The 15,013-nt window shown below is 35.5% G+C and carries 14 protein-coding genes; 9 read left to right on the top strand and 5 right to left on the bottom strand.

Annotated features, from left to right (window positions below):
• Positions 1 to 162: 162 nt before the first annotated feature.
• A complete protein-coding gene (locus EG344_RS19795; RefSeq protein ID WP_123911070.1) occupies positions 163 to 714 on the top strand; it encodes a hypothetical protein in 552 nt (183 codons plus the stop codon).
• A 65-nt stretch (positions 715 to 779) separates the two neighbouring features.
• Here EG344_RS19795 and tpx read toward each other — a convergent pair whose 3' ends face one another.
• Positions 780 to 1,280, bottom strand: a complete 501-nt coding sequence (tpx, locus tag EG344_RS19800; protein ID WP_394343549.1) for a thiol peroxidase — start codon at positions 1,278 to 1,280, stop codon at positions 780 to 782.
• 241 nt (positions 1,281 to 1,521) lie between these two features.
• Between tpx and EG344_RS19805 the strand changes: the two genes are divergently transcribed.
• The 3 genes from EG344_RS19805 (at position 1,522) to EG344_RS19815 (ending at position 4,396) form a co-directional block, all read left to right on the top strand.
• Positions 1,522 to 3,150: an NADP-dependent glyceraldehyde-3-phosphate dehydrogenase gene (locus tag EG344_RS19805; RefSeq protein ID WP_123911071.1), complete on the top strand. Its 1,629-nt coding sequence runs from the start codon at positions 1,522 to 1,524 to the stop codon at positions 3,148 to 3,150.
• A 133-nt stretch (positions 3,151 to 3,283) separates the two neighbouring features.
• Positions 3,284 to 3,793, top strand: a complete 510-nt coding sequence (locus EG344_RS19810; RefSeq protein ID WP_123911072.1) for an RNA polymerase sigma factor — start codon at positions 3,284 to 3,286, stop codon at positions 3,791 to 3,793.
• 12 nt (positions 3,794 to 3,805) lie between these two features.
• Entirely contained in the window at positions 3,806 to 4,396 is a 591-nt protein-coding gene (locus EG344_RS19815; protein ID WP_123911073.1) for a hypothetical protein, read from the top strand.
• A 94-nt stretch (positions 4,397 to 4,490) separates the two neighbouring features.
• Here the strand turns inward: EG344_RS19815 and EG344_RS19820 are convergent, their stop codons facing one another.
• Positions 4,491 to 6,026, bottom strand: coding sequence for a S41 family peptidase (locus EG344_RS19820; RefSeq protein WP_123856382.1), 1,536 nt, complete (start codon positions 6,024 to 6,026; stop codon positions 4,491 to 4,493).
• A 174-nt stretch (positions 6,027 to 6,200) separates the two neighbouring features.
• Between EG344_RS19820 and EG344_RS19825 the strand changes: the two genes are divergently transcribed.
• On the top strand, positions 6,201 to 7,298 hold the full coding sequence (locus EG344_RS19825; protein ID WP_123911074.1) for an MBL fold metallo-hydrolase: 1,098 nt from the start codon (positions 6,201 to 6,203) through the stop codon (positions 7,296 to 7,298).
• On the opposite strand, the gene EG344_RS19830 is transcribed toward EG344_RS19825, so the two are convergent.
• Positions 7,299 to 7,586 carry a GNAT family N-acetyltransferase gene (locus EG344_RS19830; RefSeq protein WP_068943752.1) on the bottom strand — a complete coding sequence of 96 codons (288 nt, stop codon included), beginning with the start codon at positions 7,584 to 7,586 and terminating at the stop codon, positions 7,299 to 7,301.
• Between the two features lie 483 nt (positions 7,587 to 8,069).
• Between EG344_RS19830 and EG344_RS19835 the strand changes: the two genes are divergently transcribed.
• The 4 genes from EG344_RS19835 (at position 8,070) to EG344_RS19850 (ending at position 11,989) form a co-directional block, all read left to right on the top strand.
• A complete protein-coding gene (locus EG344_RS19835) occupies positions 8,070 to 8,528 on the top strand; it encodes a hypothetical protein (RefSeq protein ID WP_123911075.1) in 459 nt (152 codons plus the stop codon).
• Positions 8,529 to 8,851: 323 nt separating this feature from the next.
• Positions 8,852 to 9,757 (top strand): helix-turn-helix domain-containing protein, encoded by a 906-nt coding sequence (locus EG344_RS19840; protein WP_123856376.1) that lies wholly within the window; start codon positions 8,852 to 8,854, stop codon positions 9,755 to 9,757.
• Between the two features lie 87 nt (positions 9,758 to 9,844).
• Complete coding sequence (locus EG344_RS19845) at positions 9,845 to 10,846, top strand: aldo/keto reductase (protein ID WP_123911076.1); 1,002 nt, start codon at positions 9,845 to 9,847, stop codon at positions 10,844 to 10,846.
• A 150-nt stretch (positions 10,847 to 10,996) separates the two neighbouring features.
• Positions 10,997 to 11,989, top strand: coding sequence for an MBL fold metallo-hydrolase (locus tag EG344_RS19850; RefSeq protein WP_123911077.1), 993 nt, complete (start codon positions 10,997 to 10,999; stop codon positions 11,987 to 11,989).
• A gap of 109 nt (positions 11,990 to 12,098) precedes the next feature.
• Here the strand turns inward: EG344_RS19850 and EG344_RS19855 are convergent, their stop codons facing one another.
• Together EG344_RS19855 and EG344_RS19860 are read right to left on the bottom strand one after the other, a co-directional pair.
• Positions 12,099 to 12,593, bottom strand: coding sequence for a DUF6265 family protein (locus EG344_RS19855; RefSeq protein ID WP_228412782.1), 495 nt, complete (start codon positions 12,591 to 12,593; stop codon positions 12,099 to 12,101).
• A 132-nt stretch (positions 12,594 to 12,725) separates the two neighbouring features.
• Entirely contained in the window at positions 12,726 to 14,942 is a 2,217-nt protein-coding gene (locus EG344_RS19860) for an NADP-dependent isocitrate dehydrogenase (RefSeq protein ID WP_123911078.1), read from the bottom strand.
• Positions 14,943 to 15,013: the final 71 nt, after the last annotated feature.

Raw genomic sequence — 15,013 nt, forward strand, 5'->3', positions numbered from 1 at the left:
CCTGCAACTTACGGGTAATCTTTGCAATAATTTAGCAGTATACAATTTTATCGCAGATAAAATCCTTGTGCTTTAAAAACGGTGTTGAAAGGTAAAAAATAGTAACTTCGTGTTTCCAACCTTTTTCATAAATAAAGCATCTTTATAAGTAAAAGAAATACTATGAAAATTACCATCCCAACACCCTGTCATGAAAACTGGAATAACATGATACCAGATGAAAAAGGAAAATTTTGTTCTGTATGCTTTAAAACCGTTCAGGATTTTACTCGTTTTTCAGATGAAGAACTGATCAATAGTTTTGATTCAAATGAAAATATTTGTGGAAGGTTTCGGGAGGATCAGTTGGGAATAAACCTAAACTTTTCATTGGCGAGTAAATTAGCCTTTGGACTATGGATAGTAGGTGGTTTTACTACTGTTGTAAATGCACAGGAAATAAAGCCAACAGAGAAAGTACAAGAGGTGAATATGAGTGTCATACCTACTGGCAATTTTAACAGAAATCCATCTTTAAGAATGGGAGCACCCATTTCAAGACCTGCAGACAAACCTCTGGTTTTGCTTAATAACAAAAAGATTTCTATAGAAGAATTACAAACATTAAAACCAGAGACTATTGAAAGTATAAATAGTTTTCTACCAGCAGAAGCTATAAAACGATATGGACAAAAGGCAAAACATGGCGCCATAGTACTCACTACAAAAAAATAAAAGAAAAAGGGAGCAAGAGTAATAAAAAAATCTCCGGTAACAGATAATTACCGGAGATTTTTTGTTTATTGTTTTACAGCCTGAATTGCCGCTGCATAATTAGGTTCCTGAGAAATATCCGGTACCTGCTCTTCATAGATAATGGTTCCCGAAGGATCTATTACGACAACAGCTCTGCTGAGAAGTCCTTTCATGGAAGATTCTACCATTTCTACCCCGTAATTCCATCCGAAATCAGAACGGAAATCCGAAAGCATCACCACATTGTTGATTCCTTCAGCACCACAAAATCTTTTTTGAGCGAAAGGTAAGTCCTTGGAAATACAAAGAACCACTGTATTGGGAAGGTTTCCTGCCTCCTCATTGAAATGATGCACAGATGCTGAGCAAACTCCCGTATCTACACTCGGAAAGATATTTAAAATAACATATCTCCCTTTGTAAGCATCTAAGCTCTGGTCATTCATATTAACATCCGTAAGGGTGAATTTAGGAGCAGGCTTGTTTACATCCGGTAATTTGGAGTAAGTACGTACAGGTGTTCCTTTTAATAAAACAGTATTGATCGCTTTAGATTTTTGAGCGAAACTAAACGCTGAGAAAAGAAATAATGTACTGAAAACTATTTTTGAAAACATTGAAATTTATTTTTAAACAAAAGTATCGTTTTTTTCAGTTGGCTGAGTTAATTTTCGTTCAAATAGCTCTTAAATAGAGCAAATCTATTGAATCACTATTCTTAAAATCAATTTTTACATCTACCTTTATTCTTCACAATTCAGATTCAAATTATTAAATACTAAAAATATGAGTTCAGGAAACAATCCAGCATTTCAAAATATTTTTAAAAGCGAAAACGAAATACCCGAAGAATATAAAGTCCCGGAAATTCATCAGAAAGTCTATCTTCTCAATGGTGAGCTGGTGGAATGGAAAGGAGAAACCCAGAATATTTATTCCCCTGTTTGTATCTCTACAGAAAACGGCTTGGAGAGAAAATTGTTGGGAAGTATTCCAAATATCGGCCCTGAAGAAGCCATGGAAGTACTGGAAGCTTGTGTAAAAGCCTACGATAACGGCCTTGGAGAATGGCCTACAATGTCTGTGGAAGGCAGAATCAAGTGCATGCAGAAATTCGTCTATTTGATGATCCAACAGCGCGATCTGATTATCAAACTGCTGATGTGGGAAATAGGAAAAACACTGGCTGATTCTACCAAAGAATTTGACCGCACCGTAGATTACATCAACCAGACGATTGATGCTTTAAAAGATCTGGACAGAGAATCTTCCCGTTTCCAGGAGGCAGAAGGAACCATTGCACAAATCAGAAGAGCACCCTTGGGGGTGGTTTTAAGTATGGGACCTTTCAATTATCCTTTGAATGAGATCTTTACCACACTGATCCCGGCATTGATTATGGGAAATACCATTTTGTTTAAGTTACCTAAACACGGGGTTTTAGCCCATTATCCTTTATTGAATGCCTTTAAAGAAGCTTTCCCGAAAGGAACAGTAAATACTTTATATGGAAAAGGTTCTGAGATTATTACTCCGATCATGGAAAGCGGAAAAGTCAATGTATTGGCCTTTATCGGTTCCAGTAAAGTAGCGAATGGATTGAAAAAATTACACCCTAAAGTGAACCGTTTAAGAGCAATCCTGAGTCTGGATGCTAAAAACGCAGCTATTGTTACCAAAAATGCCAATCTTGATGTAGCGGTTAGTGAATGTATTCTTGGGGCACTTTCTTTCAATGGTCAGCGTTGTACAGCTTTAAAACTGATTTTTGTACAGAAAGAAATTGCAACAGAATTTACCACAAGGTTAAGTGAAGCTGTTTCCGCTTTGAAAGCAGGTTTACCATGGGAAAAAGACGTGAAAGTAACACCGCTTCCGGAAGTCAATAAACCTTCTTATCTGAAAGAATGTATTGAAGATGCCATACGGAAAGGAGCTGTTGTTTTAAATAAAGAGGGCGGTTACACAGAAGAATCCTTTGTTTTCCCCGCTGTAGTTTATCCTGTAAATAGCGATATGAAGTTATATCATGAAGAACAATTTGGTCCTGTCATTCCGGTGGTTCCTTTTGAAGATATTGAAGAACCTATAGATTATCAGGTCAATGCTTCCCATGGAATGCAGGTAAGTATTTTCAGTGAAGATCCACAGGAAGTTGCAAAACTGATTGACCCTTTTGTAAATTTGGTAAGCCGTGTGAATATCAATTGCCAGGCACAGCGTGGTCCGGACGTATTTCCGTTTACCGGAAGAAAAGACAGCGCAGAAGGAACACTTTCTGTTTTTGATGCCTTGCGTTCCTTTTCAATAAGATCTCTGGTAGCCGCAAAACTTACAGATTCTAATAAAAAGTTACTGAATACCATTGTAAGGGAGCATGACTCCAATTTTTTAAGCACAGATTATATTTTTTAGCAATAATCCCTTGTGGTACAGAACATACAATAAAAATCCTTGAAAAGCTTCTTTGTTTTTTAAGGATTTTTTTTTTCAATGATTTCTGTAACAATTTTTTTAAATCAAAACTAACTCTATAGAGTAACAAGCTATGACCTCACTAGAGCAAGAGTTTATCCATAAGATTGAAAAGCATAAAGGAATCATTTTTAAGATTTCCAAAATGTATATGTCAGAAAAAGAGGACCGCGATGATCTTTTTCAGGAAATTACCTTTCAGCTATGGAAGGCATATCCAAACTTCAGGGGGGAAAGCGAATTTTCAACCTGGCTATACAGAATTGCTTTAAATACAGCGATTATTTTTCTCAAAAATCAAAAAAGAGGAGGTTTTATCGGAAATGAAGACTTCTCTAATCATATAATTGCTCACGAAGAGTATGACAATGATAAAGAAGAGCGGATGACTGAAATGTATAAAGCGATTCATCTCCTTAATCCTATTGACAAGGCCTTTATTTTCTATTACCTGGAAGACTTTTCAGGAAAACAGATTTCCGAACAGATGGGGATCTCCGAAGGAAATGTAAGGGTGAAAATGAACCGGGCCAAAAATAAATTGAAAGATATCTTAAACCAACATACCCCTAACCAACCTTAAATCAGTAATCCAATGAATATAGATGAATTAAAAAATACCTGGAATGAAGATATTGGAAACGAAACGCCTGAATTTAATACAGAGCAACGCCATAAAATCAATCTTCCCCTAGAAAAAGTACGTAAAAATATGCGTATGGAATTCTGGTGGGTGGTAGGAATCTTCATTTTTGCCTTTATGGTTTGCTCCGTTTGCAGACCTTTTAAATTTCAATTGTATATTACGGTTTTGATTGCTTCAATGCTTATTGTTACCGTTTTCTTTTACAGCAAGTTTTTTAAACTGTATAATAATATCAGCAATACAGAACTTAAAACCAATGATTCTCTCAAGGACCTCATGACTCAGCTGAACCTCAATAAACAATATTATTTATCCTACTATATCAGTTTTGCACCGTTTATAGTATGTGAGATCCTTATTGTGCTGGAGTTTATTCCCTGGCCACAGCCTTTAAGCGAGACGAAGATTGCACTTATTCTGATTGGAAGTGTCATCGGAGGGTTGTTTTTACTGTTTTTCTCTGGAAAATTCTGGTTTCATCGTTATTATGGAAGATATATCAATCATATAGAATCCCTTTTAAAAGAACTGAAGAGGTAAACTAAATAGGTTTCGGCGGGCTGAAAGCCCGCCGAAACCTATTTATACATTAACAAATGTTGAATTTTCTCACTTCAAGATCTTTCTTTTTCAGTTAATTTTTCTCTGCCTTTTCTTTACCAATTTCATTTCTTATCCAATCCAGCTGCGGGTCTTTTTTATCAATAATATCCTGCATATTTTCTTTGATCTCTATATCTGGAATCACTCCTTTTTTGGTGTCTGAAAAATCAATATTCGGTTGTACCAGAAGCAGTCCGATTGGAAATGTAATCTCGGAATTAGGAAGTTTCTGATAAGAATAAAACCCGGCCACTGTTCCGTCATTGGCACCTCCTGTTTCTTCTCCTACAAGAGTTGCTCTTTTATCATTCTTAAGCTTTGCCGTAATAATAGAAGAGGCAGAAAAGCTTCCGCCATTAATAAGAACAAAAACTTTACCGTGAAAAGCTTCCTTATTAGGCTTTGTAGGTTTATCAGCTTTCATTTTGTAGAAAACTTTTCCATCCTTTTTATAAGTACTGAAAGCCTGGGCAAAAAAGTAACTTGGATAAGAGATACTTTTAATGGCATAGTCTAATGGAGTACTTTTTCTAAAATAATTGGTCCTTAACGGGATATCTCTTGAGGTAACCTGTGAAGGTTTTATCAGGGTAAAAGGTTTATCTGTAAGATAGGAATACAGATTATTGATCTCATAAAGAGAACCTCCATAATTATTACGGACATCTATGATGAGGTAATCTGATTTTGCATTTTTAATCTTTGAAAAAGTTTTTTTGTAAAACTCGCCCGAATATTCACGGGAGAAACTTTTCACTTTTATATAAGCAATCGTACTGTCTTTATCCAGAAACCTAAAACTTCGGTTATAAGAGTTGCTGGCCGCAACATAATCATTAAGTTTTTTCTCCGGAGTACGCTTATTCATCTCCTTATCCTTTTGAATATCGGTATCTAATTTTGATTCCCGTGTTAAAGTGTAAGTACGTTTTTCACCTTTATAAAGTGTTTCGATGATGGCCTTGTCTGCTAATCCGTTTTCTGCAGTATAATAATTGAAAAAGAGATCCTTTAAAAAATAGGGTTGAAAAGTAGTATTATACCCGTCACTGCTGATAACGTTTCTGTATTTTTTGATATAGTCTGAAACCGGAATATTGTTGATAGACAGAACTTCAGTTCCCGGCTGAATCTTTTCAATAGAATCTCTGTTTTCCGTAATATACATTTGATCTCCGGAAATATAATAACCAAATCTGCTGAACAGTCCTTTTTTCTGTTCTAATTCTTTAATTTCTCTTTTTGTGAATTTTTTTCTCGGAACTCTTAATGAAAGATGTCCTTCCCGGATTCCTGCAACTACAGGTTGAAGTTTAAAATAGAACTGAAGTGGGGTAAGAGGTTCGTTAAGGGTTTGCTTAAGACTGTCAAACTTATGATCTAACTCCTGTTTGGGGATATACCAATACAGTTGTGGATGCATCTGCTGGAGTTTTGAGTAGGCAAAATCTACATCTTCCTTAAGCTGCTCCGGAGGGATACATGAGGCCCGCTGTTCGTTGTGCCTTCTGATAGACGCACATGAGGAAAGCATGGCCAGAATAAATATTACCGAGTAATTTTTCAATATATCTTTGAGTTTTTTTAAGCCGCTAAAATAGAAAGTTTAAAATTAATCATCACTTAAATGAATAATAAATTTTCTGAAACACATGATAAATTTAGTTAAAAAATAGACTCAAATACATCTTATTTTCATGTAAGCGCAAAAGTAGGTACCTTTGATGTTTATTTTTTACAAATGATGTATTGGATTCTTGTGGTTGTGATTCTGTTGGCAGCAACCTATTGTATAGTAATTAACAGACCGGCATTCGGTGCAGTACCAAAAGGAAAACGATTGGAACGTATCAGACAGTCGAAGCTTTACCGGAATAAACAATTTCAGAATATCAGTCATACACCCTCCCTTGCGGAAGGCTATAAAATGACCAAAGTAACCTATGATTTCTTTTTAGGAAAAAAGCATCCTTTACTGAAGCCTTTAAGAGAAATTCCTTCCATTCCTACAGATTTGAAAAGTCTGGATAAAAATATAGATGTTTTCATCTGGTTAGGGCATTCATCTTATTATATACAGACCGATGGTGTTTCATTTTTAATTGATCCTGTATTAAGCCTGTATGGCTCACCTTTCAAATACTTTAATAAAGCGTTTAAAGGATCTGACATTTTTAAACCTGAGCACATTCCGGATCTGGATTATCTTGTGATTACCCACGATCATTTTGACCATCTGGATTATCCGACTGTTAAATCCATTAAAGATCGTACCGGAATGGCTATTGTTCCATTAGGAGTTGGGGCACACCTGGAAAGATGGGGATATACGGAACAACAACTTATCGAAGAAGAGTGGGGAACAGAAGTTGAGTTAAAAAATAACATAAAACTGATCTTTACCCCGGCAAGACATTTTTCAGGAAGAAGATTAAAGCAGAATGATACCCTTTGGACTTCCTATGTACTGGAAACTCCTACTAAAAAAATATTCCTTGGTGGTGACAGTGGTTATGATTCCCATTTTAAAATGATAGGAGAGAAATATGGACCTTTTGATTATGCTATTCTTGAAAATGGACAATATGGTGAAGCATGGAGGTATATTCATACTTTACCGGAAGATGTCATTCAGGCAGCCATAGATATTGATGCCAGACATATCATTCCGGTACATGCTGCTAAATTTGCATTGGCACTTCATCCCTGGAATGAGCCTTTACAGAAAATAACAAGTCTCGGTAAAGAAAAAGGGTTAGATATCCTTACTCCGATGATTGGAGAGGTGGTAGATCTTCATCTTAAAGATCAGCAGTTTGCAGTCTGGTGGGAGGCTTGATTAAGCATGCCAGATGTCTTTATACCTTCTGGGATGATTTTCAAATTGTTGACGTACAAAATCACATTCCGGGTCTACAAGCAAATCTTTTTCTTCTGCATAACGAACCAATTCATCCAGCAATAATTTGGCATAACCTTTACCTTCACGCTCTTCATCCAGCTTGGTATAATATACAATAAGAAGTCTTCCGTCAACCTCTATGGACATATAACCCGCTTTTTTCTCATCAATAAACAACTGCAGTTCATCCTGATATGGAGATACCATAAATTTTATATTTTCCATAATTATTGAGATTTGGTTGATAAAAAATAATTCTGAGAACTCCCGAAAGCATTCTCTTCCTTAAAATTACAAAATTATTTAACATGAAATAAGAGTTTTTGAGAATCTTAACGAATTTTATAAAAGTATTAGATAATTAAAAGGTAAAAGGTTTTGTCATTAAACAACTATTATCCATATAGGTATCAACATAACCTATTGTCTTTAGCCTAATCCTAACAAATAATTTACAATTGAAGTGTAACCTTAAAACCAATGAACTTTAAACTGAAAATCCGTCCTCGTATCTCTGTTTAATCATATATACCCCGTTAAAAATATCATTTTATTGCAAATGAAAATTTCAAAACTTGTTAGAATTTATAAATTATTATAAAGATAATCAGTTGTTTATGCTTTTTATTAACAAATATTAGGAATTAGAGTTAATAGTTGGCACTTTAATTGACTATTTCACCGTGTTTAATTTAAAAGAGGAATGAAATGAAAAAGTTATTGTTAACAGTATTTTTGATGGGGACGTTTAGTCTGAGCTATGCCCAATCGGATTATTATAATGATTATAGAAGAAGTATTTCAGATATTAATTGGCAGACAGTAGTCGCTGATCTGTTGCTTTCCACTACACAGGCAAACCAGGTTTATGCATTGAACGATAGATACCGTGATTACAATTCATGGAATAGAGTATATGTAGTAGAGCCTGGAAGATGGAGAGGAGATCGATATTCAGAGCTGGAAAGGATTATTGGAAGAGAAAAATATATTGTCTTTAAAAAAAGATATTATAGAGGGCAAAACCCTGTTATTGTATACGAAAGAAAAAACGATTATAAAAAATACCGTAAAGACAGGGATAAATACTATAAAGAAAGAGCAAAGTATTACAAGAAACAAAATAAACATAACCATGGACGCCATGGGGATGGGGATTGGGATTAACCATTATCAACTATTATATATACTCACTATTGAAATGGCTGGCATTCGTGCTGGCCATTTTTATGATAAGTAATGAATAATATTGTTTTTAGGTGTTTATACATCAATGGTTCTTGGTTTGATTAATATAAAAATTAAAGGTTCTATGGTTCATTTAAGATCTCAAAAAGCTTATTCAGTGAAATAATTCTTATAAAATATCAATAGAATTAACGGACTAAAAAAACTTCCATCTTCTAGTTCCTAGCCTCCATCTTGGTATTCTCTTGGACAAATAAAATAATTATATCCATTAATTTGTTTGAATTTTATAACTTTGATCTATGGACTCTAAAGAATCATTACAAGGCTTTTATGAACGAAATGCTCCCAATTTGGGACCTCAATGTCTGGGACCTCAAAATTTGGGGCATTTCAATGTGTTTTCAAGGGAATATTGTTCCCCGCTAACCCCTTACAGCAGGAGAGATTATTATAAAATTTCTCTGATTATAGGAAAGGGTAAACTTCACTATGCTGATAAATGGATTCGTGTGGATCGTCCTGCCTTGTTATTTTCCAATCCTATTGTTCCGTATTCATGGGAAGCAGATGATGAAGATCAGAAAGGCTGGTTTTGCCTTTTTACAGAATCGTTTTTACAAAATGGAAGCCGTTTGGGGAATCTCCAGGACTCACCTCTATTCAAAATTGGGGGAACTCCGGTTTTCTTTGTGGAAGAAGAGCAACAAAAGGTTCTTTCTGATCTGTATACTAAAATGATGACGGAAATTGAATCGGATTATGTTCATAAGTATGATATGCTAAGAGCGTATCTTCACCTGATGATCCATGAAACCATGAGAATGCATCCGGCAGAAACCTTTGAACCTTACCAGAATGCCTCTCAACGAGTAGCCTCTTTATTTATGGAGCTGTTGGAAAGACAGTTTCCAATTGACAGTCCGGAAGCTTTTTTGAAGTTAAAAACGCCCAATGACTATGCTCAGAGTCTTTCTATTCATGTCAATTCTTTAAACCGTTCCGTAAAAGAGATTACGGGGAAAACAACAAGCCAGCAAATCACAGCAAGGGTGATACAGGAAGCGAATGCCTTGTTGACACATACAGATTGGAATGTTTCTGAAATTGCTTATGGATTAGGCTTTGAAGAACCTGCTTATTTTACCAACTATTTTAAAAAACAGACTGGAATAACTCCTAATGCCTTAAGATTGAACCTTGTTTGAATTTTATAATTCTTAGTTTGAATTCTATATCAAAGATGGTAGGTTCATGTTCTAATTTTGTCTCATAGAATTAAAATAAATACCATCATGAAATTTAAAAAATTAGGAAACACCGGCGAACAACTTTCTGCTATTGGATTAGGCTGTATGGGGATGAGCTTTGCTTATGGTCCATCAGATGAACAGGAAAGTATCAGTACTCTGCACAGAGCATTGGATTTAGGAGTTAACTTCTGGGATACAGCGGATATGTATGCCAATGGAGAAAATGAAAAGTTAATTTCCAAAGTTTTAGTACCTAACAGGGATAAAATTTTTATTGCTACTAAATTCGGATTCAGATTTAAAGATGGAAAAGCCAGTCATAGTGGTGCTCCGGGAACTTATTTTGACGGTTCTCCGGAATGGATCAGAAAGGCTGTGGATCTAAGTCTTCAAAGGTTAAAAATTGATACGATAGATCTGTATTATGCCCACCGAGTAGATCCAAATGTTCCGGTTGAAGAAACTGTGGGTGCTATGGCAGAGTTGGTTAAAGCAGGTAAAGTAAAATATATCGGATTATCTGAAGCCTCCGCAGAATCTATTAGAAAAGCCAATAAAATTCATCCGATAGCTGCTTTACAGTCAGAGTATTCTATCCTTACCAAAGATGTTGAGAATGAAATTCTGCCAACTATCAGAGAATTAGGGATTTCATTAGTGCCTTACTCCCCATTGGCAAGAGGTCTTTTTGCGAATATTAATGAAGTACAAAACCTGGGAGATGATGATTTTAGAAAATCATTACCACGTTATCAGCAGGAATATCTTGAAAACAATACGAAACTGGCGAATGAAATCAATGAATTTGCTGCTTCTAAAGGAGTAAAAGGAACCCAGTTAGCCTTAGCATGGGTGTTGAATCAGGGAGACGATATCATCCCAATTCCAGGAACCAAACGTATCAAGTATTTAGAAGAAAATGTTGCAGCGGCCAATATTGAGTTGTCCCAGTCAGATTTGGATACCATTGATGCCATTCTGAAAAAATATCCGAATGTAGGAGAACGATATAGTGAAGGATCAATGAAATTGGTTAATAACTAAACACTAATTATACCTAAACTGAGTTTCTGAATGGCAGAAGCTCAGTTTTTTTACATTAAAAAATATTATCACATTCATTGCCATAGAACATTTCCTTTCCGGGAGATGTTATTTAGGTTATGATGAATGTAAAAAACACTATTTTACATTATGAATAGAAGAGAACTATTGAAAAACGGGTTGTTAGCAGGGACATTAAGTCTTCTCCCTTTTTCGAATGTATTAGCAGAAACAAAGGTCATTTCCGGAAAAACAGGAGATGATCTTTCCGGTTTTAAAAAGATTAAATTGGGAGAATTAGAACTGTTTATTCTGACAGATGGATATATTCATGAAAAAAATCTGAGTTCATTTGCGCCAAGAGGAAATGTGACTGAACTAAAAAAAATACTTAAAGACAATTTCCGATCAGAAGATTATATTGATATGGCGATCAATATCCTGCTTGTTAAAACAAAAGAAAAACTGGTCCTGATGGATACAGGGATGGGAATATTTGCGGATGAAAGAACTGGTTTTTTATTAAAAAGCCTTCAGAAAGCAGGATTCTCAGCAAACGATATCACGGATATTTTCCTCTCTCATGCCCATCCCGATCATATGGGTGGAGTGGTAGATAAACAGAATAAGCTTGTTTTTCCCAATGCTGCTATTTTTATTTCGAAAATAGAATATGATTTTTGGATGAATGCTTCCATTAATGATTTTAATAACAGTGCTTTGAAGGCTCATCCCGAAATGCTAACCCAGATTATTCCGGCACTTCAGAATATATTGAAAGCTATTCAGCCAACGTTGAAATTTTATGATTTAAACAGGACGCTGTATAATCATTTCAATTTTCAATTAGCTCCCGGACATACTCCCGGATTAACCGTTACGACAATATCATCAGGGAACGAAAAGCTGATATATATTGCTGATCTTATTCACTCAGATATTATTCTTTTCCCTCATCCTGATTGGGGATTTTCAGGGGATACAGATCTGGATATTGCTGCCAATTCCAGAAAGAAATTTCTTAAGCAGTTGGCGGATACAAAGATCAGGGCATTTGCTTCTCATTTGCCATGGCCAGGACTGGGCTTCACAAAAATAAAAGCTCCGGGATTTGAGTGGATTGCAGAGAGTTTTATGAATTAAGAAAGTTTTTAAAATACTAAATAATAGCGGGCTAAAGTTCGCTATTATTATAAAAAATCATTTAGTTTTAGTCTTATATCCCCATACCAATAAAAAAAGCTAAAAAGTATTATTTCTCTTTTTCAAATTCAAATGGAATTTTCATTTCATTATTAGAAATAATAGCTTTTAATTTTTGGCCTTCTAACCCATATTGAATTCGTTTTGGGAAGTCTAATGAATCATTTATACATATAAACTCATTGCTTTTGGATTCGGTCATTTTGAATTCAATGGGTTGTTTTTCTTTCGGAGTTTTAACAAATAAACTCCATTTTCCATTGGAATGAAGGAGCTTCATATTTTCCTTGCTTATCGTATCTCCTTTTTGAATGGTAAATCCAATTCCAGCATATTCTGTTGGACTTATTTTGTTCCAATTTTCAAAAGTTTCTTTTCCTGCTTTTTCATTTGATCTTTTCCATTTTCCGGTTAACCAATCAAAATTTGCAATATGTTCAGTTTCCGAGTTCGTTTCTGATTTTCCACTTTGATTAGTTTTTGTATTTTGGTTACAGGATAAAACTAATGTTGCAGCAAATAAAATAAGTAATGAATTTTTCATGATAATAAGTTTGGTTTTGTGAATATATAAAAAAATAATAAAAAGGATAGTGTTGTTTTATGGAGGCATTATTAAAATAAAAAACCTCGCAATTTGCGAGGTTTTTTGTATCATGAATTGAAGTCTCTAAAATTAGATCCCATCAATGATTTCATTTAAAACAGTACTTGGTCTCATCGCTGCGTAAGTTTTATACGTATCAGTTTTGTAGTAACCTTCAATGTTTTGAGGTTTACCTTGAGCACCGATTAATTCTGCGTTGATTACTTCTTCGTTTTCCTGCATTGCCTGTGCAACCGGAGCAAACTGAGCCGCTAATTCAGCATCAGCAGTTTGGTTAGCTAAAGCTTCAGCCCAATACATTGCTAAATAGAAGTGAGAACCTCTGTTATCAATCTGGCCTACTTTTCTTGCAGGAGACTTATCTGTAGCTAAGAATTTAGCATTCGCTTCATCCAATGCATCCGCTAAAACCTGAGATTTTGTATTCCCCTGAGTTTGTGCTAAATGCTCTAAAGAAGCCTGTAGTGCTAAGAATTCACCTAGAGAATCCCATCTTAAATATCCTTCTTCAAGGAATTGCTCAATGTGTTTTGGAGCAGAACCTCCGGCACCTGTTTCAAATAAACCACCACCGTTCATTAATGGAACAATAGAAAGCATTTTAGCAGAAGTACCAAGCTCAAGGATTGGGAAAAGGTCTGTTAAGTAATCTCTCAATACATTTCCTGAAACAGAAATCGTATCTTTTCCTTCTCTAGCTCTCTTAAGCGTTTCAGTCATGGCATCTTTTACATCAAGAATTCTGATGTCAAGACCTGTAGTATCGTGATCAGCAAGATATTTTTCTACTTTTTTGATAATCTCTCTGTCGTGAGCTCTTCCTTTGTCTAGCCAGAAAATAGCCGGAGTATCAGAAAGTCTTGCTCTGTTTACAGCTAATTTTACCCAGTCCTGGATAGGAGCATCTTTAGTCTGACACATTCTGAAGATATCTCCTTTTTCTACTTTCTGAGAAAGAAGAACATTTCCAGCTTCATCCTGAACCTCTACAGTTCCTTCAGAAGATAATTGGAACGTTTTATCGTGAGAACCATATTCTTCAGCTTTTTGAGCCATTAGACCAACGTTTGGAACTGATCCCATAGTGGTTGGGTCTAATTTTCCGTGCGCTTTCATATCATCAATTACTGATTGATAAAAACCTGCATAAGAACGGTCCGGAATGATACAAACGGTATCTTCTTCGTTTCCGTCTTTGTTCCACATTTTACCTCCACCTCTTACAAGGGCTGCCATCGATGCGTCAACGATGATGTCAGAAGGAACGTGGAAGTTTGTAATTCCTTTGTCAGAATTTACCATGGCCACTCTTGGACCTTCAGCTAATGCTTTATCAATATCAGCTTTGATGTCAGCTTCCTGAGCATTTCCTTTGATTTTTTCGAAAAGATCAGCAAGACCGTTATTTGGATTAATATCTAAAGATTTGAAAGTCTCAGCATACTTAGTGAATACCTCTTTGAAGAAGGTTTCTACGATAGCCCCGAAAATAATAGGGTCAGAGATTTTCATCATCGTAGCCTTAAGGTGAGCAGAAAGAAGTACATTTCTTTTCTTAGCCTCTTCAATAGCTTCCTGAACGAATACTTTCAAAGCATTAAGGTTCATTACAGAAGAATCGATTACTTCACCAGCCTGAAGACCTGCAAAGTCTTTCAATACGGTTTCTCCTTCATTTCCTTTGAATACGATTCTGTATTTTGTAGCGTTTTCTAATGTTGTAGAATTTTCTGTTCCGTAGAAATCACCATTGTTCATGTGAGCCACGTCAGTTTTGCTGTCAGAAGCCCAATCACCCATTCTGTGAGGATTTGCTTTTGCATAGTTTTTAACAGCTTTTGGAGCACGTCTGTCAGAGTTTCCTTCTCTTAATACAGGGTTTACCGCACTTCCTAAAACCTTTGCATATTTAGCTTTAATTGCTTTCTCCTCATCATTCTTAGGTTCTGCAGGATAATTTGGTACTGCGAAACCTTTTCCTTGTAGCTCAGCAATAGCTGCATCTAATTGAGGAACAGAAGCAGAAATATTTGGTAATTTGATAATGTTTGCATCCGGCTGAGTTGCCAATTCTCCTAATTCAGCTAAAGCATCACCAATTTTTTGGTCATCCTTTAAAAATTCAGGGAAGTTAGCTAAGATTCTGCCTGCCAGGGAAATATCCGGAACAGCGATCTCAATATCTGCTGATTTAGTGAAAGCTTTTACGATAGGTAAAAACGAGTGAGTAGCCAGCATTGGAGCTTCATCCGTTAATGTGTAGTAAATTTTTGATTTTTCTGACATTATACTGTTATTTATTATTTGAAATTAAAGTCCCACAAATTTACTAAATATGATTGTTTTTTTAGGGAATT

It is taken from the genome of Chryseobacterium sp. G0162 (genome assembly GCF_003815715.1).
Taxonomy (GTDB): domain Bacteria; phylum Bacteroidota; class Bacteroidia; order Flavobacteriales; family Weeksellaceae; genus Chryseobacterium.

What these genes read in the sequence shown, in the direction of transcription:
- EG344_RS19810 (WP_123911072.1), top strand. Translation starts at nt 3,284, where the DNA reads ATGACCTCACTAGAGCAAGAGTTTATCCATAAGATTGAAAAGCATAAA.
- EG344_RS19805 (WP_123911071.1), top strand. Translation starts at nt 1,522, where the DNA reads ATGAGTTCAGGAAACAATCCAGCATTTCAAAATATTTTTAAAAGCGAA.
- EG344_RS19860 (WP_123911078.1), bottom strand. Translation starts at nt 14,942, where the DNA reads ATGTCAGAAAAATCAAAAATTTACTACACATTAACGGATGAAGCTCCA.
- EG344_RS19855 (WP_228412782.1), bottom strand. Translation starts at nt 12,593, where the DNA reads ATGAAAAATTCATTACTTATTTTATTTGCTGCAACATTAGTTTTATCC.
- EG344_RS19845 (WP_123911076.1), top strand. Translation starts at nt 9,845, where the DNA reads ATGAAATTTAAAAAATTAGGAAACACCGGCGAACAACTTTCTGCTATT.
- EG344_RS19815 (WP_123911073.1), top strand. Translation starts at nt 3,806, where the DNA reads ATGAATATAGATGAATTAAAAAATACCTGGAATGAAGATATTGGAAAC.
- EG344_RS19795 (WP_123911070.1), top strand. Translation starts at nt 163, where the DNA reads ATGAAAATTACCATCCCAACACCCTGTCATGAAAACTGGAATAACATG.
- EG344_RS19825 (WP_123911074.1), top strand. Translation starts at nt 6,201, where the DNA reads ATGATGTATTGGATTCTTGTGGTTGTGATTCTGTTGGCAGCAACCTAT.
- EG344_RS19830 (WP_068943752.1), bottom strand. Translation starts at nt 7,586, where the DNA reads ATGGAAAATATAAAATTTATGGTATCTCCATATCAGGATGAACTGCAG.
- EG344_RS19840 (WP_123856376.1), top strand. Translation starts at nt 8,852, where the DNA reads ATGGACTCTAAAGAATCATTACAAGGCTTTTATGAACGAAATGCTCCC.
- EG344_RS19850 (WP_123911077.1), top strand. Translation starts at nt 10,997, where the DNA reads ATGAATAGAAGAGAACTATTGAAAAACGGGTTGTTAGCAGGGACATTA.
- EG344_RS19835 (WP_123911075.1), top strand. Translation starts at nt 8,070, where the DNA reads ATGAAAAAGTTATTGTTAACAGTATTTTTGATGGGGACGTTTAGTCTG.